Below are 25,946 nucleotides of genomic sequence, written 5' to 3' on the forward strand. Positions count from 1 at the left end.
ACTAATTAATTATACAAAATGAAAAAAATAATATTCTATTTTTTAATTCTCTCTTCAATAATATCATTTGCACAAAACTCAAATAGAGTTTTTAAAAGTGTTTCTGTTCATAAAGAGAACTATGTAGAAGTACTTGTTAATAATGGAACTTACAGAATTCAATTTTACAACACTAAAATTGTAGAAACCGTTTTTATACCTAAAGGAGAAGTTTACAAAGAAAAATCGCATGCAGTTATTTTAAAACCATCGTTTACAGATATCAAGTTAAACGAGTCAGAAAACGCTGTAAATTTTTCTTCAAAAGGTATCAAAATCGAGATTCAAAAGTATCCATTTCAAATTTCTTATTTCTATAAAAATAAATTAATTACTTCCGAGAAACAAGGCTACTATAAATCTAAACATATTCCTTTAGAAAATGTAAAAGGAAACATTATTGCAAATGATACTGAGAAAATAGAATTCAATTTAACAAATAACGAAGTTTTATATGGAGCAGGAGCAAGAGCTTTAGGTATGAACAGACGTGGAAATCGTTTGGCATTATTCAACAGAGCTCATTATGGCTATGAAACCTACTCAGAATTGATGAATTTTACACTGCCAATTGTAATTTCATCAAAAAAATACATGCTTCATTTTGACAATGCTCCAGTTGGTTATTTAGATTTAGATAGTAAAAAAGACAATTCTTTAACTTACGAAACTATTTCTGGCAGAAAAACATATCAAGTAATTGTTGGCGATTCTTGGGAAGAACTAATAGAAAATTATACCAATTTAACAGGAAAACAACCTTTGCCTCCAAGATGGGCTTTAGGAAATTTTTCAAGCAGATTTGGCTATCATTCTCAACAAGAAACAGAAAACACGATTGCTAAATTTAAAGAAGAAGAAATTCCTGTAGATGCTGTTATTTTAGATTTGTATTGGTTTGGAAAAGACATTAAAGGAACTATGGGGAATTTAGAAGTTTACAAAGATTCTTTCCCAGACATGAAGGGTATGATTTCTAATTTCAAACAAAAAGGAGTAAAAACAGTTTTAATAACAGAACCATTTATTTTAACCAATTCTAAAAAATGGAACGAAGCTGTAGCTAAAGGTGTTTTGGCAAAAGATTCAATTGGAAATCCTGCAAAATATGATTTCTATTTTGGAAATACAGGAATTGTAGATATCTATAAAAAAGAAGGAAAAGAGTGGTTTTGGAACATTTACAAAGACATTTTAGATTTAGGAACAAAAGGTATGTGGGGAGATTTAGGAGAACCAGAAGTGCATCCAACTTGGGTACAACATGCAACAGGTTCTGCAAATGAAGTCCACAATACTTATGGTCATGACTGGGCAAAACTAATCTTTGATGGTTATCAATTAGATTATCCAAACGAAAGACCTTTTATTTTAATGCGAGCAGGTTACTCTGGTTCGCAACGTTTTGGCATGATTCCTTGGTCTGGAGATGTAAATAGAACTTGGGGAGGTTTGCAATCGCAACCAGAAATTGCCTTACAAATGGGTATGCAAGGTTTGGGGTATATGCATTCAGATTTAGGCGGATTTGCAGGTGCAAACTTAGATGACAATTTATATGTAAGATGGTTGCAATATGGCGTTTTTCAGCCTATTTTTAGGCCTCATGCTCAAGAAGATGTTGCAAGTGAACCTGTTTTTAGAAGTAAAAAAGCAAAGAAATTAGCAAAAAAAGCAATTGAATTGCGTTACAAATTGTTGCCTTATAATTACAATTTAGCTTTTGAAAATAATCAAAAAGGAACACCCTTAATGCGTCCCATTTTCTTTGAAGAAGATGATGATAAATTAATGAGCAATTCAGAAACCTATTTATGGGGAAAAGACTTTTTAATCACACCCATTTTAAAAGATTCTGTTAAAACAAAAGAAATTTATTTCCCTAAAACTGCTAATTGGTACAATTTTTATGTTGATGAAAAAATAGAAGGAGGTCAATCAAAAACCGTAAAAATCAAAGAAAAATCGATTCCTACTTACGTAAGAAGTGGTGCTTTTATTTTGATGACAGACTTGGTCCAGACTACAGATGCTTATAAAGCAGATAATTTAGAATTACATTATTATTTTGATGCTTCTGTAAAAGAAAGTGAAAGAACTTTTTATAATGATGATGGTGTTACTGCAAATGCTTTCGAAAAAGGTAAGTATGAAATTTTAGAATTTGAAGCAGAATTGTCTAAGCGAATTTTAGAAATAGATTTTGAAGCCAAATTTGGAAAAAATTGGACTCCATCAGAAAAAGTAGTGACTTTAACTATTCATAATATCAATTGGAAACCAAGAAAAATTAGAGTAGGTAAAAAAAGGGTAAGAATATCACCACAAAATAATGTTTTAAAAATTCCAGTAAAATGGAATCCAAAGAAAGAATTAAAAATAAAAATATCAACTAAATAATTAGCAATTATGAAAAAAATACAAAGCATTTTAATAGTATTTATTTTAGTTCTAATTAGTTGTACATCAACAAAAAAGGAAGAAAAGATAACAATGCAAGAGAATAGGAAAGGTAAACTTGTTGTATATCAGGTTTTTACACGTTTGTTTGGTAATACAAATACTACTAACAAACCTTGGGGAACTATAGAAGAAAATGGTGTTGGAAAATTTAATGATTTTACAGACAAAGCATTAAAAGAAATTAAAAATTTAGGAGTTACACACATTTGGTATACAGGTGTTCCACATCATGATGTAATTCGCGATTATACAAAATATGGCATTTCTAATGACGACCCAGATGTGGTAAAAGGTAGAGCAGGATCTCCTTACGCAGTAAAAGATTATTACAATGTAAATCCAGATTTGGCTGAAAATGTAGCAAACAGACTGCAAGAATTTGAGGCTTTAATTAAACGTTCTCATAAGAATGATTTAAAAGTTATTATTGATATTGTTCCAAATCACGTTGCAAGAAATTACCAAAGTTTATCAAACCCAAAAGGAGCCAAAGATTTTGGTGCAGATGATGATACTTCTGTAGAATACCATGTTAATAATAATTTTTATTATGTACCAAATAAAGCGTTTGAAGTTCCAGACTTTTTAAATGGATACAAACCTTTAGGTGGAGAAAATCACCCACTTTCTGATGGTAAATTTGATGAAAACCCAGCAAAATGGACAGGTAATGGAGCTCGTTCTCCAAAACCAAGTTTTTACGATTGGTACGAAACTGTAAAGGTAAATTATGGAGTTTCTCCAGATGGAAAAAAAGATTTTGAGGAATTACCTGATGGATTTGAAAACGAAGATTATAAAAAACATTTCAATTTTTGGAAAGACAAAACTGTACCTAATTCTTGGATAAAATTCAGAGATATTGCTTTGTATTGGATAGCAAAAGGAGTAGATGGATTTAGATATGATATGGCAGAAATGGTTCCAGTAGAATTTTGGAGTTACTTAAATTCTTCCATCAAAATGAAAAACCCAAATGCTTTCTTATTGGCAGAAGTGTATAACCCAAGTTTGTATAGAGCGTATATTAAAAAAGGAAAAATGGATTATTTATATGATAAAGTACAATTGTATGATACCATAAAACACGTAATGCAAGGTCATGGTTTAACAGATAATATTCCTCGAATTCAAGAAGATTTAAAAGATATAGAGCATAATATGTTACATTTCTTAGAAAATCATGATGAGCAAAGAATTGCAAGTCCAGAATTTGCAGGAAATGCTTTAAAAGGAAAACCAGCAATGGTGGTTTCTGCAACTATTTCTACTGCTCCAACTATGGTTTATTTTGGGCAAGAATTGGGTGAAGATGGTTCTGAAAACGCAGGTTTTGGGAGTCCATCAAGAACATCTATTTTTGATTATGTAGGTGTACCTTCTTTACAAAGATGGGTAAATGATAAAAAGTTTGATGGAGGAAAATCTACCAAAGAAGAACTCGACTTAAGAGATTTTTACAAACGTTTGTTAAATTTTACCATTAAAAGCGATGCTTTAATGGGGGAGTATGCAGATTTGCATCAGTTTAATAGAGAAAACACACCAAATTATACACATAAAATCTTATCTTTTGCACGTTTTTCAGAAAATGAAAAATTGTTAATTATTTCTAATTTTGATGATAATGAAGCCTTTAGTTTTCAATTAAAAGTTCCATCAGAAATTATTAAAAAATGGAATTTAAAAGAGGGTAATTATGAGTTGGAAGATCAATTATATCAACAAGAAAAATTTACACTAAATGTAAATCAATCTAAAGGATATATAACTCTTAAACTAAATCCATTAGAATCTTTTATTTTAAAACTTCAATAAAATTATCCTGCAAGGTTTTAAAAACCTTGTAGGTATTAAAAAAACCAATACTAATATGAAAAAACTACTCTTTTTATTTGTCATTGCAACAATTTTTAGCTGTAAAGAAAACACATCAACTGAAAAAAATGCTACAAAAGAAACTAAAGAATTTGTTTGGGAAGGAGCAAACATTTATTTTTTGCTAACAGATCGCTTTCATAATGGAGATAAAACAAACGATGTCAATTTTAATAGAAAAAATGATGCTGCTGTTTTAAGAGGTTTTAAAGGTGGAGATATCAAAGGAATTACGCAAAAAATTAAAGAAGGTTATTTTACAGATTTAGGAATTAATGCTATATGGATGACACCTATTGTTGAGCAAATTCATGCTGGCACAGATGAAGGAACTGGAAAAAGCTATGGATTTCATGGCTATTGGACAAAAGATTGGACTGCAATAGACCCTAATTTTGGTACAAAAGCAGATGTAAAAGAATTGGTAGAGGTTGCACATAAAAACGGAATTAGAATTTTGTTAGATGCAGTAATAAATCATACAGGACCAGTTACAGAAGAAGATCCAGTTTGGCCAAAAGATTGGGTTAGAACAGAACCACAATGTAAATATGATAATTATGAGCATACAGTTTCTTGTACTTTGGTTAAAAATTTACCAGATATTAAGACAGAAAGTAATGAAGATGTAGCACTGCCTCCACAATTGGTTGCAAAATGGAAAAAAGAAGGAAGGTATGAACAAGAAGTTAAAGAATTAGATGCCTTTTTTAAAAGAACTGGTTATCCAAGAGCTCCTCGTTTTTATATTATAAAATGGTTAACAGATTATATTACAGAATTTGGTATAGATGGTTATAGAGTAGATACAGTAAAGCATACAGAAGAATTTGTTTGGCAAGAATTTAGAACAGAATGTGATTTTGCCTTTGCAGAATATAAGAAAAACAATGCAGATAAAGTGTTAGATAGTAATGGTTTTTATTTGGTAGGAGAAGTGTATAACTATGGTATTTCATCTGGAAAAGCATTCGATTTTGGCGATAAAAAAGTAAATTATTTTGATAAAGCTTTTAATAGTCTCATTAATTTTGAAATAAAATGGAATGCAAAACAAATGGAACAAAATGATGTTTTTGTGAGGTACGATTCTATTTTGAATACCAATTTAAAAAATTATGGAATTTTAAATTACTTATCTTCACATGATGATGGACAACCTTTTGATAAAGAAAGAAAAATGCCTTACAAAACTGCAGAAATGTTACTTTTAACACCAGGAACTTCTCAAGTATATTATGGAGATGAAACTGCTAGAGAATTAATTGTAGAAGGAGCAACAGGAGATGCTAATTTACGCTCTTTAATGAATTGGGAAAAGCTTAAATCTGATCCAAAAACCAAAGAAATTTTAAATCATTGGCAAAAATTAGGACAGTTTAGAGCAAATCATCCTGCAGTTGGTGCAGGAAAACACCAAGTAATTTCTAAAGAAAATGGTTTGGTTTTTTCTAGAGTTAGAAACGATGATAAAATTATTGCAGGAGTTAATCTACCAAAAGGAAATAAAGAACTAAATGTTTCTTCCATTTTTAAAAATGAAGAAATGGTAAGAGATTTTTATTCAAATAAAGAAATTGAAGTCAAAAACGGAAAAGTTATCGTAAATTCTGAATTTAATATTGTACTATTAGAAAAATTATAGTTATGAAAAAAGTTTTTTTACTTTTAATAATCAGTTGTTTAAGTTTTATTGCTTGTGATGTAGAATCATCTGGAGTTTCATCACCAAATGAAAATATTAAAGTCAACTTTCATTTAAATGAAGTTGGTAAATTCTTTTATACCATTCATTATAAAAACAAAGCAATAATTGATACCTCTTTTGTAGGTTTTGAATTTACAAATGCTCCTGCACTCAACAAAGGTTTTATTGCAAAGGTTAGAAAACCAGAAGAAGTAAATGAAACTTGGCAAATGCCTTGGGGAGAGCAATTAAATGTGACAAATCATTACAAAGAAGTAAAAATAGAATTACAAGAAAAAGAGAATTTACAACGTAAATTAAATCTTGTTTTTAGAGTGTATAATGATGGAGTTGGTTTTCGTTACGAATTTCCAGAACAGAAGAATTTAAAAGAAGTTTTAATCACACAAGAAAATACAGATTTTAATTTAACAGAAGATTATAAAACCTTTTGGATTCCTGGTGATTGGGATATTTACGAACATTTGTATAGCACTACAAAATTCTCTGAAATTGATGCAAAATCATACATACCAAAAACCAATTTAGCACAATCTTATATTCCAGAAAATGCAGTAAATACTCCTGTAACTTTAGTAGGTAAAAATGGAGTTCATTTAAGTTTTCATGAAGCAGCTTTGGTAGATTATGCAGGAATGACTTTAAAAGTAGATACTAAAAATTTATCTTTAAAAAGTAGTTTGGTAGGTTCTAGAAATACAGATTATAAAGTAAAAAGAACTTTACCATTTAAAACTCCATGGAGAACTATTCAGATTACAGACAATGCTCCAGATTTGATTGCTTCTAATTTAATTGTAAACTTAAACGAACCTAATAAATTGGGCGATGTTTCTTGGTTTACACCAATGAAATATACTGGAGTTTGGTGGGAGATGCATTTAGGAAAATCTTCTTGGGATTATGGTATGGAAATGATTGATGGAAAATGGACAGATACAGGAAAAGCCCATGGAAAACATGGGGCAACCACTAAAAATGTAAAACAATTTATCGATTTTTCTGCAAAAAATAATATTGGAGGTGTTTTAGTAGAAGGTTGGAATACAGGTTGGGAACGTTGGATTGGTTTTGAAGACAGAGAAGGCGTTTTCGATTTTGTAACTCCATATCCAGATTACGATCTAGATGAAGTAACTGCCTATGCAAAAGAAAAAGGAGTACAAATTATTATGCATCATGAAACATCTGCAGCTACAAAAACATACGAAAAACAACAAGATACAGCCTATGCTTTGATGCAGAAATATGGAATGCATGCTGTAAAATCTGGTTATGTTGGTAAAATTTTGCCAAAAGGAGAATATCATCATGGACAATACATGGTAAATCAATATAACAATGCAGCTATAAAAGCAGCTAAATATCAAGTTGCTGTAAATGCTCATGAGCCTATAAAAGCTACAGGTTTAAGAAGAACGTATCCAAATATTATTTCTAGAGAAGGTTTGCGTGGACAAGAATTTAATGCTTGGTCTGGAGATGGTGGAAATCCTCCAGAACATTTATCAATAGTAGCTTTTACAAGAATGTTAGCTGGTCCAATAGATTTTACTCCAGGTATTTTTAACATCAAATTTGATGAATATAAAAAAGAAAATCAAGTAAATACAACATTAGCACATCAATTGGCTTTGTATGTAGTTATTTATAGTCCTGTACAAATGGCTGCAGATTTGGTAGAACATTATGAAGCAAATCCAAAACCTTTAGAGTTTATTAAAGATGTGGGTGTAGATTGGTCCAAAACCAAAGTTTTAAATGGTGAAATTGGTGATTTTGTAACTATTGCAAGAAAAGAACGTAAAACAGAAAATTGGTTTTTAGGAAGTATTACTGATGAAAATGCTAGAGAAATAGAAGTTGATTTTAGTTTTTTAGATAAAGATCAAAATTACCAAGCAAAAATTTATAAAGATGGGAAAAATGCACATTGGAATGATAACCCTTTAGATATAGATTTTGATACTATAGATGTTGATAAAAACACTAAATTAAAATTTAATTTAGCAGCTGGAGGTGGTTTAGCTATAAGTCTTATAAAAAAATAATTATTCCTATTTTCGTTTGAAACAATTTATGTGTTTTCTATTTATTTGAGATAGAAATTTTACATGTTATTCCATAATTTTATTAAAACAAAGTATTTTTTTGTAGATATTACAAAAGTATTCTTCTTGTTAAATAATATTTATTTTGGTTATACCATTAAATAAAAACAAATCTTAGTTAGTTTTATAAATCACAATTTTAAAATAACAAATAGCACATTTTTTTTAAATGAGCGTTGTTGAGTTTTGGTATAAATACAGTATATGAACCCATAGAAAATTCACTTATGAGTACTAAAACAGTTCTTGAACTTGCCTTAACAAAACTATAAGATAATTAAAGGTGTAGAACCATAATATTGCCAAAAATAAAATTTATGATTGGTAATATTCAAAAAAAAATAGCAATTCTATTGCTAATGCACATTCTTTTTACAACTGTTAATCTTGCACAGAATACTAAGAATGCAACAACTACTATTAGTGGTAAAGTTTTAGATAAAGTTTTAAAAGAACCTGTAAGTTATGTTACAATAATTGTTAAAACTAAAAAAGATGCTACAATTATAACAGGTGCATCAACTAATGATAATGGAAATTTTAAAATTAAAAATGTTGCATTCGGAAAAGTATTAGTAGAGTTCCAGTTTATTGGCTACAAACCATTAGTCAAAGAAGTGGTATTAAATAGTAAGACAACAAATCTTGGTGTTATAGAGCTAGAAGAAACAGCAGAAGCTTTAGAAAGTGTAGTTGTTGTTGCAGAACGTTCTACCATAGAACAAAGAATAGACAGAAAAATAATAAACGTAGGTAAAGATTTAACAACTGCTGGTGCTTCTGCTGCAGATATTATGAATAATATACCAGCTGTTTCTATAGATCAGGATGGAAATTTATCTTTACGAGGAAATGATAACGTTCGTGTTCTTTTAGATGGAAAACCCACAAATATAATCGCAAGTCAATTGTTACAGCAAATTCCATCTACATCCATAAAAAAAATTGAATTAATTACAAATCCTTCTGCAAAATACAATCCAGAAGGTATGAGTGGTATTATTAATATTGTTTTGCATAAAAATTCTAATTTAGGTTTAAACGGTTCTATAAACACAGGTTTAGTTGTTTGGGATAATGTTCAATATAATGGTAGTACAACACTTAATTACAGAACAGGAAAATTTAATGTCTATGGCAACTATGGCTTAAACAGCAGAAAAAGAAGGGTTTTAGGTACTATTTTTAGACAGCAAGATAATTCTAATGAGAAATGGAATTCTGCAAGCAACAGCGATTCACATCTTTTTAAAGCGGGTTTAGATTTTTTTATTGATGATAAGAATACGTTATCTTTTTACACGAATCAAAATATTTTTAATAGCGATGTTTTAGGGATTAATGATGTATTGTTCAACAATCAAACTGCATTTATCAATCAAGTTTACGATAGTAAAAGAGACAATACAAATGCAAGTTATAATTTAGATTACAAACACTTGTTTGCTAAAGATAATCATAGCATAGAATTAGAGGTAGATTACAATACGTTTAGAGGAGGTGAATTATCTGATTTTAACATTAAAGATGAAATGATGACAACTAATTATACAGATGATATTGATAATGTTAGAAATAACACTATTATTAATTTAGATTATATAAATCCACTTTCAGAACAAACTACTTTAGAGTTGGGGGCAGAAGCACGTATACAAAATATAGACAATACATTTATTACTTCTAATACAAACAGTGCTAACTCAAACTACAAGTATGATAGAAGTATATATTCTTTTTACACAACCTACAATAAAACTATTGGCAAATGGGCTTATCAAATAGGTGCTCGTTTAGAAAACTATCAAGTAAAGGGTATTTTTGATAAAAACAACAGCAATCAAGAGTTGTTCCAAGATGAAATATTTAGCATTTATCCATCAGCATTCTTAAAATTTACACCAGATTTAGAAACTCAAAAAAATGCTTATCAAATTAGTTTTAGTAGAAGAGTAGATAGACCAGGATTAGATCAGATAAACCCAATAAGAATTTGGTCTTCTGCAAGAGTTACTAATGTTGGTAATCCCACTTTAAGACCCCAATTTACAAATTCTATTGAAGCAAATTATACAAGAAAATTAAAAAGAGGAAGTATTACAACTGGTGTTTTTTACAGAGCTATTTCAAATGAAATTACACGTTTTGCTTTTCGAGATCCACAATTACCTTCAAGAATTTTGTTTTCTTATGATAATTACCAAGACAATACAGCTTATGGTTTTGAAGTATCAGGAAACTACAGACCTACCAATTGGTGGAATTTTAATACCAGTGTAGATTTATATGCGCAAACTCAAAAAGGTATTGCAGAAAACGAAGCTATAGCAGTAGATAATCTACTTTACAATATAAGAATGACCAATAATTTTAAAATCAATAAAAAAATAACACTGCAACTATTTGGTTTATATAGAGGTGCAAATGATAATTTACAATACCAAACCAAAGCATTTTATTTTGTAAATGCTGGTGCACGTTACAGTTTTGCAAAAAGAAAAGGAACTTTTAGTTTAAATATGAATGATATTTTTAAATCGCAACAATTTTCATTTGAAGGAAATAGACCTATTGTTCAGGTTGGAGAATTTAGTTGGAACAGTAGAACACTGTATTTTGGTTTGTCATATCGTTTTGGAGGTAAAAACAAATCAGTAAGTAGAAAAAAACGTATTTCTAACGAGAAAAAAGGTAATGATTTTTTATAAAAAATAGGTTAAAATAAAAACAGAGTACAGATAAAAAATAAGTTGCACTTGTAAATTTTATAAGCAATTAATTTAAAAATTCAGAAGGTGTTTTACCCATTGATTTTTTAAAAGATTTTATAAAAGTTGTTTTAGAGTTAAAGCCAGCTTCTTGGGCAATACCAAATAATGTTAGCTCATTTTTTTTAACTTTTGCTAGTTTAATAAATTCTTGTACTCTGTAATTATTAATGTATTCAAAAAAATTCATGCCAATTTTTTCGTTAAGTAATCTAGCCATTTCAGGGTTAGAAATCCCCATCATTTCAGACAATTCTGCTTTTAATAATTTTTTATTTAAATAGGGTTTTTTTGTTAGCATCAAATCATCAAGCTTAGCTTTTAAAACATTTAAATCGTTAGTATTAAACTTAGATTGATTGTATTTTTTAACAGCAGTTAATGGCTTTAATTTATAAATTTCTGGAGAAATAATACTGTAGTAAGAAATAAATAAAATAATAAATGAAATGATAAGCCAAATTATATTTCTAAAATCTCTTTCTATCATAATATTATCAAATAAGCTAAAAAAGTAAACTACAAGCCATACAAATAGGCATATACCTAATGCTATATGTAAATTATAGAAAAAAGTATCTTTAATAGAATATGACAATTCATGTTTTAACTTTTTCCTAAAATTTAAAAGATTTTTAAAGCTAACACCCCAATAAGTAATATTAACAATAAGACCCATTGCATGGAATAGATAAATAACTCTATCAATCTCACCAGTTAAAGAACGTTCTTTCATAGTAAGATTAGAAGGTAACACAAAATAAAAAAGAACAAATAGAAAATAGGCTAAAGCTGGTGTATAATGTATAAGGTCTTGGGCTTTATATTTTTTTCCTAAAAGAGATGTTTTGGTATATAAATAAATGCTAATCCCAAATAACATACCTGCCAATTCAGAAAAGGCAATTAATCTAAAATCTTTTTCAAAAAAATTAAAGATGTATAGTATTTTACCAACCAAACCTAATAATATTGTAAATATTAAAAATAAGAGATATTTATTTACAAATTTTCTTCTTTTAGATGACAGCACATATACTAACAATAATAATATACATTGTAAGAAAGCAAAATAAATAAATTGGTTATAGAGTTGTTGCATTTTAAAAAAAGTTGTTTTTCTTTTATTTTAAATCAAATTTATCAATTTAAAATATAATTTGAAGTCTTTAGTATGGGATTATTTATCTTATATATAAATTTAATTTTTTTCAGAAAAAATGTTCGTTCAAATACCGTTTTTGAACTTTAAAGTTTATTAATTTTTAATTATTAATAAAAGAATAATCTATATTTGGCATCTTTTGAAATGTAATGTTTTATAGCCTAAAATAATGATGTTGCTACAATTATACTTAGGTTTCTTAATAAATTGTAATTTTTTTTATGACTGAATTATTTTATTATCAAGGATTTTTTTTTGTTATTTTATTTGTACAACAGTTTTTAACTTACAAACTTTCTAAAATTAGTAATAATTTATTTGCCAAAGAAGAGTTATTGTCTATGCTGTTAGCTTCTCTTTTTTTAGGGGGTATTATTTATGTATTTTCAAATTACATAGCTAATTTTACCAACAATATTTTATTTTTTGTTTTACTTTCTTCTGCAGTATATGCATATTGGTTTATTATTAGTCCTCTGCAAAAAGTGTTGTTATCAAAAAACCATAAAAGAGATTTAAGTTTAGAAAATCAACTTAAAAAAGAAGGCTTGCATTTTAAAGTTTTTTTTACAGATAAAATTAGCACCAATGCTTTTGCTACTGGTATTGTTCCTTTTTATAAAATTATCATATTAGCCAAAGATTTAAAGGATAAACTAAAAGATTCAGAATTAAAAGCGATTGTATATCATGAAATTGGACATCATAGAAAATATCATATTCTTATCATGTACATATTAAATGTTTGTATTTTAACCAGCTATCTTTTTGGAAGGTCATTAATGGATGGTTATGATTTTGCAAATAAATTTGTAGAGGGTACTTTTGTGGCTTTGTCTGGAGGTTTATTTGGGTTTGTTGTATACTATGTTCCTAATAAGATTTTGTATTTTTTAGAATATCAGGCAGATTCTTATTCTGCAATTAAAAATGATAAAGAAAGCATGGTTAATGCATTGTTAAGCTTAGACATTTTATCTGATGGAAAACTAACAAAAGGTAATATCAATCATCCAACTTTAGAAAAAAGAATAGATCATATAAGAAAGATAAATTAACTTATTAGATTTTTATTGATACCCTCTTATATAAAATTGAATTTTACGATTATAATCACTAGTATTTCAATCGAAAATAAGAGTTAAACTTCTAAAATAACTTTTAATATAAGCTACTTTTTATTTTGATAATATTTCTGTAAATTCTAAAAAACTTTTAGATTGAAGCGATAAAATTTTGTATCGATAATAAGAATTTAACCTAGATACTTAGTTCACGATTTTATTTTTTTGCTTCGTTAATTATCTTTAATTAGAATATAGATTGTTTTCTTTAACCGTCTTTACTTAGTTTTTACTGCACATTGCATAGTAAACTATTTATAGCTCAAGAGCTCTGTTTTAGAGTAAGGTAGTTGTTTTAATATATATATGAAATAAGAAAATTAAAGTCCAAATACCGTAAACGAACACTTAAAACGCTTACAGCTTTGCTTAGATAAGTTAAAAGTTATTGATTTGTTATAATCTATTTTTTCTTCTTTTAAAAGTAGATTATATCTAAATTTAAATAACTAATTTTATGAAAAAACTTTACGTAATATCAATTCTTTTAGTGATATTTTTTGTTCAATCCAACAATAGTTTATTAGCACAAACTACTTTATACTCACAAAATTTTGAAGGAACAAATTTTGATACTTATGCTTTAAAAAATGCTGGTGGAACAAGCGTTAATTTTGCATCTACAGGAACAGATTATATTTCTAGAGCAAATCCAGCATCATTGCCTTTAGGAAATACAGTAACAGGATTTTCTGGCAATGTAATTGCTTTAGAAGATCATGATGGAGCTGGTTTTTTTGGTAGCCATTATATAGAAACAAACTCCATTAATATTACTAATGCCAGTAATATGTTATTTAAATTTCGTTTGGCTGCTCCAAGAGGAGGTGATGGAGGAAGATATGAAACTAATGATGTTTTAACTGTCCAATATGCTATTAACGGAGGTGCTTTTCAAACTATAATTTCTACAGGAGGTTCATCAAGTGGAAACTACTATTATGACGCTTCTAATAATGGGATATCAGGTTCTGGTGATGATGTTTTGGTGAATCAAACTTCGCAAGAAATCACAAAATCTATTTCAGGTAGTGGTAGCACTATGGTTATTCGTATTGTTTTTGATTTTCAAGGATCACAAGAAGAAATTTTGTTTGATGATTTACTGGTAACAGGAACAATTACATCAAGCACTCCAGCTGTTTCTACAACTTCTGCAAGTTTGGTATCTAACACAACCACTACTTTAGGGGGAAATGTAACAGCAGATGGTGGAGCAACAGTAACAGAAAGAGGAGTTGTATATTCTAAAACTTCAGTAAATTCAAATCCACTCATTTCAGGAACTGGAGTTGCTAAAAACACAAACGGTTCTGGTACAGGCGCTTTTTCTAAATCTATTACAGGTTTATCAGCAGGTACTCAATATTCATTTAAAGCCTATGCAATAAACTCTGTAGGTACAAGTTATGGGACAGTAAAAACATTTACAACTACAGGAAAAGGTTGGACAGGAGCAACCAATACAAATTGGGCTACTCCTAGTAATTGGAGTCCAGCTACTGTACCCACAAATGCAGACAATGTTTTTGTACCAAATGTGACAAATAAACCAGTAATAAGTTCTAATACAGGAGCAATTGCAAATAACATTACAATAGATGCTGGTTCTTCTGTAACTGTAAATAGTGGAGGTTCTTTAATAATTGATGGTAATGCTACTGTAAATGGAAATTTTATTTACAAAGTAAATGTAAGTGATACAAAATGGCATCTAATTTCTTCTCCAGTTGCAGGAGAACAATTTGATGATACATGGAACAATACAAATGGTATAAATACAAGCGGAACTGGAAATAATGAAGCTATTGCCAGTTATATTAATACAACAGATGCTGATGGAGATTGGGTGTATTTTCAAAATGGAGGCACAGCAACAACATTTGGTTCTGGGGTTGGTTATTCTTTATTAAGAACTAGTTCAGGAGATTATACTTTTACAGGAACTTTTCCTTCTCCACCAGTAAACACAGCAATTACAGCAAGTAATTTGGGTAATACTAATGAAAACAGATGGACTTTAATAGGAAACCCTTTTCCATCACATATCAATATTGCAAGCTTTTTAGCAGCCAATACAACTCCATTAACAGATACTCATGAGAGTGTGTATGTGTGGAATGCAAGTGCAGACAGTGGTAATGGAGAATACCAACCCTTAACCACAGGTTTTATCCATCCAGGACAAGGGTTTTTTGTGAGTTCTAATATAGCTTCTACTTCAGTTACATTTACAAAAGCGATGCAAAGTGATCAAAATGGAGTTACTTTTTACAGAAATTCTAACCCTAAAATACAATTAATAGCCAAAAGTGGAGGTAAACAAAAAACAGCTGAAGTAAACTATTCTCCTAACAAAACTAAAGGGTTAGACCCAAGATTTGACATAGGTACTTTTACAGGGCAATCCTCCACTTTTGCTATTTATACTCAATTGGTAGAAAATAACAAAGGGGTTAATTTTAAAATACAAGCATTGCCAAACAATGATTTTGAGAATACAGTAATTCCTGTAGGAGTTAATGCTAAAGCCAATACCGAAATTGTTTTTAGTGTAAATGCAGATAATTTTACTAACGATATGAAAATCTTTTTAGAAGATAGAGAGGCAAACATCTTTATTAGATTAGATGAAGCAAATAGTAGTTATAAAATCATTACTTCATCAAATTTAAATGGTACAGGTAGATTTTATTTGCATACCAAACCTAATACTTTAAGTACAAATAATTTGAGTTTAGAAGAAATACAAATTTATAATAAAGATAATACTCTAAAAATTTTAGGCTTAAAGAATACAGAAACTTCTATTAAATTATATAATACTTTAGGTAAAGTTGTATTTAGTAAAACTTTTATAGCTAGTTCAGAAGAGAATGTTGTATTACCAAATATAGCAAATGGTGTTTATTTGGTGCAGCTTATCACTAAAGAAGGTAAGTTGAGCAAAAAAATTATTTTAAATTAAGCATTTTATAAAAAACATCATGAATAAAACTAAAGAAAATAATATCAATAAAATTACAGAAATTTCTCGTAAAGAAGCTATAAAAAAAATAGGCAACTATGGTAAATATGCTGCTTTAACAGCTTTAGGAACTTATTTAATTTTAAATCCACAAAAAGCACAAGCACAAAGTCCAGAAGTACCTGGAACAGGATTTTAAAAATAATTATTAAACTTTAATAAAATAGAGGTCATTTAAAAAGTGACCTTTATTTTTTACATTATACTACAATTATATTTCATAGAATGAAAAAAAAATCTACAATATTTATTTTTGGAATACTAGTATTGGTACTTGCTCTTACAGTTTTTAACAATAAAAATTATATGCAATATATTTTCATATTGCTTAGTTTGCTGTTGTTTTTTTATTCTTTAAAAAAAGAGTAGAAGAAAAGTTGAAACCAATTAGAGTAGAAATTGAAATTGACAAGTCTAAAAAAGAAAGCAACTAATTTTCTTAAAAAATGTTAAACCAAAGTGTTTATACTGTATTTGAACATCACAAGATGTTTTTTGTTTGTATAAACAACCTCAATATTATTGTTTTGCCTTCATAAACCTTAAAATTATATAAATATGAAATTAAAAACATTTGCAATCGTAATTCTTTCTCTAACTATTTCTAATTGTATTGGGCAGAATAATAAGGTGATGTCTTACAGTTTTAAAAAAGGAGAAGTATTAGATGTTATGCTATTAACAACTGCTCCAGACTCTAAAGACAAATATATGCAGTATAGAAAAACGGCTTTTCCAGTGGCGTTCGAATATTCTTATCAACCTCAAAAAGGGTTTAAAATATCTGAGCTTACATTAGGTACACACAAACCTTCTAGTTTGATATTTGGTAAATGGGGGAGTAAAGAAAAGAGAGAAAACTTTTTAGCAGATATTACTAAAAGAGTTCCAGATTTTCATCAGCAGCGTAGAGCATTATTTCCATACTTTGATCTTACCTATTACGAAATGAAACAAGATTTTACCTTTTCTATTAATAGAGAAAAATATAATGTTGCTACTTCTTTTTGGGTAAAAGACACAAAAAAATCTAATCGTTTCATAAAAAAATGGGAAAAGGATATAAAAAAGATGGGAGGCAATATTGTACTGCATTTAAATGATGGAACATCACCCACAGGTTATGTGTATAATCCAGACCAATTTTATATTGTAGAATGGAATGACAAATCTGCTTTTAATGCTTTTGCAAAAAAATATGATATGAATAGTTACAATGCTTTAAAAAATGTACATCAACTTAAAATTGATTAACTCTTAAAAATAGAATTAGGTATGCAAGGTCTGCTCAATCAACTTATTTATTTTGGATTTTTTCAGAGTATTATTCTAATGTCAGTTTATGTTTTTTCGCCAAGAAAAAGAAAACATATAAATGGTTATATGACATTTTTAATAGCAACACTTTTAATAGGTTTATTGGGTAGAACACTGCATAGTGCAGGTGTTTGGAATAGCAATTTTAGACTGATTTCTTTTTCAGAATTTTCAGTATTGTTATTTGGACCTACAGTATATTTATTCACTCGTTCTATTTTATTAAAAAATAAATATTCTCATAAAGATTTAATCCATTACATACCTGCATTGGTATATTCTATATTTATAGTAATCTATTTTATGATTCCTTCTAATGCTGTTATTGGGCAAAGAATAAAAACAGGAGAGTTGTCTCGAGTTATACATATTTGCCTTGGTTTTGGTTTAATGATTAATAGTATATATGTGGTATTAAGCTGGGGTGTTTTTAAGAATTTTTCTAAAGAAGTAAAAAAAGAAATTTCTTATGAATTGCATTTAAAATTTCTTGTAAATTTTCTGTGGATAATTACGATTTGTTTATCATTTTGGATAAGTATTTACTTTATTAGCCTTTCAGGTTATCAAGAATTAGAACGAAGTATTAGACCATTTATATGGCTTTTTCTAGCATTTATCATACTTTTTATTACCTATTATGGTATGATATCTCCTAAAGTGATGCAAATATTACCAGAAATTGAACTAAAAAAATACGCACAATCTAAATTAAGTATCGAAGATATGGATCGTTTAAAAGTAGAACTCGATCAAATTATGCTTGATAAAAAGCCGTATTTAAACAACAAGCTACTTAAAGCTGAGCTTGCACAATTATTAGGAGTAAATAACCCAGAACTTGCACGTTTACTTAATGAAAATATTGGGATGAATTTTTTTGAATACGTAAACTATTATCGTATTAAAGAGTTTATATTTTTAGCCAAGTCTGATAAAGCAAAGCATTTTACATTTTTTGGACTTGCACAAGAAGCTGGTTTTAACTCAAAAACAACTTTTAATAAATCTTTTAAAAAACTGATGGGAACTTCGCCATCTGCTTATTTTAACGAAAGGCTATAAGCGTTTTATTAGCACAATTACTTTTTAACAGAGAAAATAAAGCACTTAGCAGAAAGTAATTTGCTGTTATCATTTTCTAAGTAAAATTCGAATTTATAATAAAACCTAAATAATGATTCGATTTTTTAGTCTTTTACTTTTTTGTTTTACTTCTACTTTTTTTGTTACTTAAAAATCAATAATAATAGCAGTTAGAAAAGGTTTGTGACGAAACTATTTAAAATTGTGACGAAATTTTAAAACGTTTTTCTGAAAGATTTTAATGTGATTTTTAAAATAGTATTTTTGTCCAAATAATTTATTTTGACAACAAAGAACCCTATACTTTTTTTCTTTTTATTATTTTTTTCAGCCTTTTCTAAAGGCTATTCTCAAAAATTTATCTACAAGCATTATGGTGTAGATGATGGTTTGCCTAGTGCAGAAATTTATGACATCTGTCAAGATGCAGAGGGTTACATGTGGTTTGCTACAGATAAAGGATTATCTCGTTTTAATGGTTATGAATTTGAAAATTTTACTACAAAAGATGGATTACCAGATAATACGATACTCGATTTTTATCCTCAAGAAAATGGGCAAATTTGGGCTTACGGATATCAAAGTCAAAAAATATTTTATTTTAACAATGTATTTGATGGTTTTAAACAATATAAATACAACGATATTTTAAAAAAAGAATTATATAGTGGTAGTATAATAAAAAGTATTGTAGTAGATAGTATTGGGAAATTATATGTGGGAGGATATTATTTATGTGGTTTAATAGAAATTTCAAAAGAAGGAAAACTTATTAGAAAATTTGATTACGATGGAAATCTAAACAAAAGAAAGAGAGAACGAGAGTATAAATTTGGTATTAAAACTAATAAAGGTCCTTTCTTTACTGTCTGTACAGATAAATATACACAGAGTAAGGATTTTATTTTTTTAAAGCATAAAAATAATTTAAACTCTAGGATGGATTTTATTTTTTTGAATAAAGATTACTCTGTTTTTATTGATGATAAACTTGGTGTTATATCTAAAAATGGTAATGTTACTTATTATAAAACCAAACAAAATCCAATAGGTATTAAGCGTATTAATAACAAACTTTTTTTTGTTGGGTATTATAATAACGGAGCAGAGATTAGAGATGTATCTGGGAAAGTTGTTGAAAAATTTTTACCAAAAAAATTTGTAACAAATTTTTTTATAGATAAAGAAGGGGGGTATTGGTTATCAACTTTATACGATGGCGTATTTCATATAAAAAAACCAAATATAAAAGTCTTTACTGAAGAAAGTATTTCTTCTTTAGTAAAAGATAATAATAATATTTTGTATGCTGGGTTTAACAATGGTAATATTATTCGCTTTTCTAAAAATAAAGTAGATACTTTGCACAAAGGGTTAAAAGACAATCTGGCTTTTGTAGAGTTTAACAAAGAACTTAAAGCAATATATGGTTTTAGTGATAATTTTATTAAAGATTATACAAATAATAAAAAATCTTTTTTTATTGCTTCAAATAAACTTCCAGAAGACGCAGGTACTACATTATTATCATCATCTTCATCTGGTTTTTGGAAGCTAAAAAAAGACAACTTATATTTTACAAGATTAAAATTTAAAGTACAAGATATTTGCAAATATAAAGATGAAATATTTATAGGTACTTCATCTGGCTTGTTTATTGAGAAAGACGTAACTATAAAGAAACATCAACCAATAGAGGCTCTTAAGTTAAGAATTGATGATATTGATTTTAACGACAAAACAAACATAGCGTATATGGCAACTCAAGGAGAAGGAGTTGTAGTATATAGTGATAATAGTATTTTTAGCATTACAAAAAAAGATGGTCTAACAAATGATATTGTTGGAGAAGTACATATAGAAAATGATTCAATTATTTGGGCTTGTACCAACACAGGGTTAAATAGAATAACATTTAAACCTAATAAAACATTTAAAATTAAAACCATTACAAAATCTGACGGTTTGCTAAGTAATGATATTGATGATGTTGAGATTATTAAAGACACAGTTTGGGTAGCAACAAAAAAAGGTTTGTGTTTTTATAAAAAACCTTTTTTTATAAAAAAAGATTCTTCTAAAATTTTATCATTCAAGATTCTTAATATACTGGTAAATAATAATTCTATTAATAAAAAAAATGTCAACTTAAAGTACAATCAAAACAATATTAACTTTAAAATTCAGGCAATTTCACATAGAAACTCTGGTAAGATTAATTATCTATATAGATTAAAACAAATAGATACTAGTTGGACAAAATCTAAAAGCAGAAACATTAGCTTTCCTTTTTTATCGCCAGGAAAATATACTTTTGAAGCAAAAGTACAAATAGCAGATAATATTATTGATACTCATTTAATAACATATTCTTTTTTGATATTACCACCATTTTGGAAAAGTTGGTGGTTTTACAGTATTTGTACTTTGGTGCTTTTAAGTTTAATATATCTATTTTTTAAAATCCGTGTGTTTACCTATAATAAAGATGTTATAAGAGAATTTATTCGTTTGCTAATTAAAAAATTAAATAAAAACCAAAAAAGATACATAGAAGTTAGATCTAATGGAGAAGACTTAAAAATACTTACAGAAGAAATACTTTTTGTAAAATCTTCTGGTAATTATTTAGATATAATAACTTCTGAAAAAAAGTATATTATACGTTGTAAAATTGGAGACTTTATAAAACTAACACCTGATCCACTAGAATTTTTGAGAATTCATAGATCATATATAATTAGAATAGATAAAGTTTCTGCAAAATCTAAAAAAACGGTATCTATAAAAGAACATATAATTCCTGTTGGAGAAACTTATTTAACAGAATTAAACCTTATTCATTTTTAGCTTTTTAGGATAACATCTTAAAATAATTACCTTTTTTCAAATAATCATAAGGCTTTCAATATATTTTATTTTTTGTATTGAGGTTTCTTTTTTTATAAAAAAATTCATCACTTTTTTGCAGGGTATTCGTCACAAACCCTTTTTTTACTTGGCAATTTATACAGCGTATTAAATAGCTTTGTTTGTGTTGTAAAATGATTTTAAAAACGTAAGAAAGTTTTAAAATGATGTTTTACGATGTTTCTAAAAAAAAATCAATTAAAATTTAACAAACAAACAACCAACTAACATGAAAAAAAAATTACTTTTTAGCATTGGATTATTTTTTACTTTTTTCATTAACGCACAAACTTTTACAAAAGACAATATTACATATACAGTAATTTCTACTTCACCAAATAGAGTAGCTGTTACAGATTATAATACATCTGCAGGGTTAAATGTAAGTATTCCTTCATCTGTCACTCCTAGTGCAGCAGGTAAATCTTCTTCAAAATTAAATATAAGCGCAACTACTTATAGTGTTACTAGTATTGGTAGTGATGCTTTTCAAAATAAACAACTGCAAAGCGTTTCTATACCAAATACTGTTACAGAAATAGGAGCTAGCGCATTTAAAAATAACTTTTTAAAAGAAATTACAATTCCAGTTAACGTGAGTACTATAGGTGCTTCAGCTTTTAGGCTAAATCCAAGGTTAACTTGTGTAAACTCTTTAAACACCACACCACCATCAATTAATAATAGTACTACTGTTGGTACTTTTGAAAATCGGTTTAAAATAAATTTAAAAGTACCTTCAGGAGTATTATCAGCTTACACTTCCAGCACTGGTGGTTGGACAGGTTTTAACAATAATGGAGATCCACTTGAGGTTAATGACTCTTTTTGGGATGGGTATTTTAAATATAAAATTATTTCTGCGAATACTGTTGCTCTTCAAGATTATAATACAGTAGGAGGCACAAGTGTTACAATACCTTCTGTAGCAACTGATTGTTCATCAAATTATACAGTTACAGAAATTGAACAATTTGCATTTGGTAATGATAATATTACGAATGTTACTATGCCCAATACAATAATAAGTATTAAAAAAAATGCTTTTGCAAGTTGTGATTTAACCAGTATTGTAATACCAAGTAGTGTAATTACTATTGGTGAAGGTGCATTTTCAAACAATAACATTTCAGGAACTTTAATAATTCCAAATGGAGTAACCACTATTGGAAACTATGCATTTCGCGGAAATGAATTTAGTAGTTTGTACATTTCAGAAACAGTAACTTCTATTGGAGGAACCGCATTTGCAAATATAAGTGGTTTAACAAAAGTTTTTTCATATTCTACAACACCACCTACCATAGTAACAGGAGGTAGTAATAGCGATACTTTTGGAAGTACAAGAGGTAGCATTAAGTTGTATATTCCAGTAGATAGTAAAGACGTATATGTTACCAATACTGGTGCTTTGTGGACGGGGTTTAATCCTGTAATAGAGTTTTTTGTTGATAATTTTATTACTTATGAAGTAACCTCTACACCTTTAACTACTGCAAAAACGATAGATTACGATATAAATGGAGGAGTTTCTGTTAACATACCAAATACAATAGTTAAAAATGGGGTAACATACACAGTTACCAAAATTAATGATGCTTCATTTTATAACAACAATTTAACTACTGTAACTATTGCTAGTAGTGTTACTGTTATTGGCAAAAGCGCTTTTAAAAACAATAGCATAGCAAACTTAATAATTCCAAATTCTGTAACAGATGTTCAAGACAATGCTTTTGAAAACAATCAATTAACATCTGTGACATTATCAAATACATTAACGGAGATTAAGTCTTTTGTTTTTAAAAATAATATGTTGTCTTCTATAACTATTCCAAGTAGCGTAAATGTAATTAGAAAAGATGCTTTTCATAATAATCAACTTTCATCTTTAACTATTCCATGTACTGTAAATGCAATTTATCAAAGAGCATTTAAAAATAATCAAATTGCAAATTTAACTTTAGAAAATGGTATAAACTTAATTCATCACGAAACTTTTAAAAACAATCAAATCTCATCACTTACAATACCAAGTAGTATAAATATTTTAGGCATTGCATGCTTTAAAGACAATCCTTTAACAAGTATCACTTCTTTAAAATCTACGGCACCAGATATTAATACAGATCCAACTTTGGATACTTTTGCAGCAGATAGAAGTGGTATAAGTTTAACAATACCTAGTGGATCAACGGTTAGTTACGTAACAGGTACAAATGCAGAATGGACAGGTTTTGCATCTGTAACAGAAGACGCTACTTTAAATATCTCTAATATTGAAATATTGAGCAGTTTTAAAATTTTAAATACAAAAAACAAATTAGAAATACAGTTTTCTGAAAATTTAAATCTGCAAAGCTATACTATTTATAATTTATTTGGAGCTCAAGTTTTAAAAGGGGCAGAAAATATAATACCAACACAAAGTTTATCTAATGGTGCATATATTTTAAAGTTAGATTTTGATAAAGGAACTATTACAAAAAAGTTTATTAAATAATATTAAGAAAATCTATTATGATGAAAACGAAAAAGATACTTTTTTTCCTATCTCTATTATTTGTTATAACAAGTTATGGGCAAACTACTTTTACTGTAAATAATATAAATTATACAACCATACCTTCAGTTCCTAACACTGTAGAAGTTACAGGTTATAATGTTGCTGGAGGTACAGATGTTGTGATACCCTCTACTGTTACAAATGCAACAACAGCATATACTGTTACTAGCATAGGTGTTTTGGCTTTTTTTAATAAAGGTTTAACTAATGTTTCTATACCCAATACAGTAACAAATATAAGTAGTGTTGCTTTTAGAGTTAATCAACTTACAAGCGTAAATATACCAAACAGTGTTATCACAATTGGTAATGGTGCTTTTGTAGGTAACCCTAACATTTCTAGTGCTGTTTTTGGTAATGGACTTACTACTATTGGAGCTTCTTCTTTTGGAGGTTGTTCATTAACTCATTTAGTATTTCCAAATAGCGTTACAACCATAGGTAATTCAGCTTTTGCAAACAACCAGTTGGTAAGCATAACCTTAGGTACTGGTGTTACAAGTATTGGTTCAGGTGCTTTTACTGGAAATACAACAACTTTAAACACCGTTATTTCAAAAGCAACAACCCCACCAAGTATAACAACAGATCCTCCAGGAGGTACCTCAGATACGTTTAATCCTGGAGGTGACAGAAGTGGGATAAATTTATTTATACCTAATGGAACAACAGCAGCATATTTAGCTGCAAATTGGACAGATTTTGTTTCTGTTACAGAACAAGGTGTCCAAACCATTACTTTCGATACTTCAGGATATACTAATAACCAACTTTTAGGAAACCCTTTTTCTACTTTAAATAATGGAGAAACATTTAAATTTACAATTACAAGTTCATCAGCTTCCACAGAACACAGATATATAACTCAAGAAAATAGTTGTTCAAGTACAGGTTTAAGTCATCTTAGTGCAGGAACATTCTCTGCAACAGCTTGGACAATGGAAACAGTAAGTGGAAATGAAATTGATTTAGGAACTATAAAGTTTAATAACCTCTTTTCTTGTTTTAGCAGTTTTAGTTATAATTTAACTATAGAAGGATTTAAGAATAATGTGTCAACAGGAACACAAACATATACTGTTTCAGGTTTAAACTCGATTTTTACATCTAATTCAAATTTTAATAGCGTAGATAAAATTGTTATTACTTCTACAGATTTAGCAAATTTAGGTATTGATGATATTAATTGGGAAGCATCAACATCATCTCCAACAGTTATAACTACAGCTTCTACTTCAATAGCAAACACATCTGTTGTTTTAGCAGGAAATGTATCTTCAGATGGAGGAGAAACTATTATAGAAAGAGGAATTGTATTCTCAAAAACTGCCACTAATTCCAATCCTTTAATAGGTGGTACAGGAGTAATAAAAAATACAAATGGAGCAGGAACAGGAGTGTTTTCTGAATCTATTACAGGTTTAGCAGCAGGTACTCAATATTCTTACAAAGCGTATGCAATAAATTCTATTGGTACAAGTTATGGTGCTGTAAATAATTTTACAACTACAGGAAAAGGTTGGTTGGGTATAAATTCTAATTGGTTAGATGTTAATAATTGGAGTCCAAATACAATTCCTGTTCTTACAGATAATTTAGTTATTTCAAGTAGTACAAATCAGCCTATTATAAATGCAAGCACTAATGCAGTTGCCAATAATATAACTATAAATACAGGAGCTTCATTAACAATAAACACAGGAGGTTCTTTAACTATGGAAGGAAATTTATCTCAAAATGGAACCTTTACTATTAATTCTGATGCAACCTCTAATGGTTCTTT

Annotated in this window: 14 protein-coding genes; 13 read left to right on the top strand and 1 reads right to left on the bottom strand. The window is 28.4% G+C overall.

All coding sequences use genetic code 11. The features are described 5' to 3' along the window. The first annotated feature begins 18 nt into the window (after positions 1 to 18). From ACY2RW_RS10740 to ACY2RW_RS10760, 5 genes are all read left to right on the top strand, one after another. Entirely contained in the window at positions 19 to 2,439 is a 2,421-nt protein-coding gene (locus tag ACY2RW_RS10740; RefSeq protein WP_490122728.1) for a glycoside hydrolase family 31 protein, read from the top strand. A gap of 9 nt (positions 2,440 to 2,448) precedes the next feature. After that, positions 2,449 to 4,320 (top strand): alpha-amylase family glycosyl hydrolase, encoded by a 1,872-nt coding sequence (locus ACY2RW_RS10745; RefSeq protein WP_490122729.1) that lies wholly within the window; start codon positions 2,449 to 2,451, stop codon positions 4,318 to 4,320. Positions 4,321 to 4,375: 55 nt separating this feature from the next. Continuing rightward, on the top strand, positions 4,376 to 6,025 hold the full coding sequence (locus ACY2RW_RS10750; protein WP_490122730.1) for an alpha-amylase family glycosyl hydrolase: 1,650 nt from the start codon (positions 4,376 to 4,378) through the stop codon (positions 6,023 to 6,025). 2 nt (positions 6,026 to 6,027) lie between these two features. Next, positions 6,028 to 8,139 carry a glycoside hydrolase family 97 protein gene (locus tag ACY2RW_RS10755; protein WP_490122731.1) on the top strand — a complete coding sequence of 704 codons (2,112 nt, stop codon included), beginning with the start codon at positions 6,028 to 6,030 and terminating at the stop codon, positions 8,137 to 8,139. A gap of 377 nt (positions 8,140 to 8,516) precedes the next feature. Beyond that, positions 8,517 to 10,907 (top strand): TonB-dependent receptor, encoded by a 2,391-nt coding sequence (locus ACY2RW_RS10760; protein WP_490122732.1) that lies wholly within the window; start codon positions 8,517 to 8,519, stop codon positions 10,905 to 10,907. A gap of 67 nt (positions 10,908 to 10,974) precedes the next feature. On the opposite strand, the gene ACY2RW_RS10765 is transcribed toward ACY2RW_RS10760, so the two are convergent. Next, positions 10,975 to 12,069 carry a helix-turn-helix domain-containing protein gene (locus ACY2RW_RS10765; RefSeq protein ID WP_490122733.1) on the bottom strand — a complete coding sequence of 365 codons (1,095 nt, stop codon included), beginning with the start codon at positions 12,067 to 12,069 and terminating at the stop codon, positions 10,975 to 10,977. Positions 12,070 to 12,353: 284 nt separating this feature from the next. Here ACY2RW_RS10765 and ACY2RW_RS10770 point away from each other — a divergent pair, with 284 nt between their 5' ends. The 8 genes from ACY2RW_RS10770 to ACY2RW_RS10805 all read left to right on the top strand — a co-directional run. Next, a complete protein-coding gene (locus tag ACY2RW_RS10770) occupies positions 12,354 to 13,190 on the top strand; it encodes a M48 family metalloprotease (protein ID WP_490122734.1) in 837 nt (278 codons plus the stop codon). 523 nt (positions 13,191 to 13,713) lie between these two features. Further along, positions 13,714 to 16,224, top strand: coding sequence for a DUF8693 domain-containing protein (locus ACY2RW_RS10775; protein WP_490122735.1), 2,511 nt, complete (start codon positions 13,714 to 13,716; stop codon positions 16,222 to 16,224). Between the two features lie 19 nt (positions 16,225 to 16,243). Next, positions 16,244 to 16,423: a hypothetical protein gene (locus ACY2RW_RS10780; RefSeq protein ID WP_490122736.1), complete on the top strand. Its 180-nt coding sequence runs from the start codon at positions 16,244 to 16,246 to the stop codon at positions 16,421 to 16,423. A 419-nt stretch (positions 16,424 to 16,842) separates the two neighbouring features. After that, positions 16,843 to 17,538: a hypothetical protein gene (locus ACY2RW_RS10785; RefSeq protein WP_490122737.1), complete on the top strand. Its 696-nt coding sequence runs from the start codon at positions 16,843 to 16,845 to the stop codon at positions 17,536 to 17,538. 129 nt (positions 17,539 to 17,667) lie between these two features. Then, entirely contained in the window at positions 17,668 to 18,666 is a 999-nt protein-coding gene (locus ACY2RW_RS10790) for a helix-turn-helix domain-containing protein (protein ID WP_490122738.1), read from the top strand. 303 nt (positions 18,667 to 18,969) lie between these two features. Continuing rightward, a complete protein-coding gene (locus ACY2RW_RS10795; RefSeq protein WP_490122739.1) occupies positions 18,970 to 21,537 on the top strand; it encodes a ligand-binding sensor domain-containing protein in 2,568 nt (855 codons plus the stop codon). Between the two features lie 289 nt (positions 21,538 to 21,826). After that, positions 21,827 to 24,100, top strand: coding sequence for a leucine-rich repeat protein (locus ACY2RW_RS10800; protein WP_490122740.1), 2,274 nt, complete (start codon positions 21,827 to 21,829; stop codon positions 24,098 to 24,100). A 17-nt stretch (positions 24,101 to 24,117) separates the two neighbouring features. After that, on the top strand, positions 24,118 to 25,946 hold a 1,829-nt coding region (locus ACY2RW_RS10805), incomplete at its 3' end, for a leucine-rich repeat protein (RefSeq protein ID WP_490122741.1).

This window comes from Polaribacter sp. 2305UL8-11 (assembly GCF_058147165.1).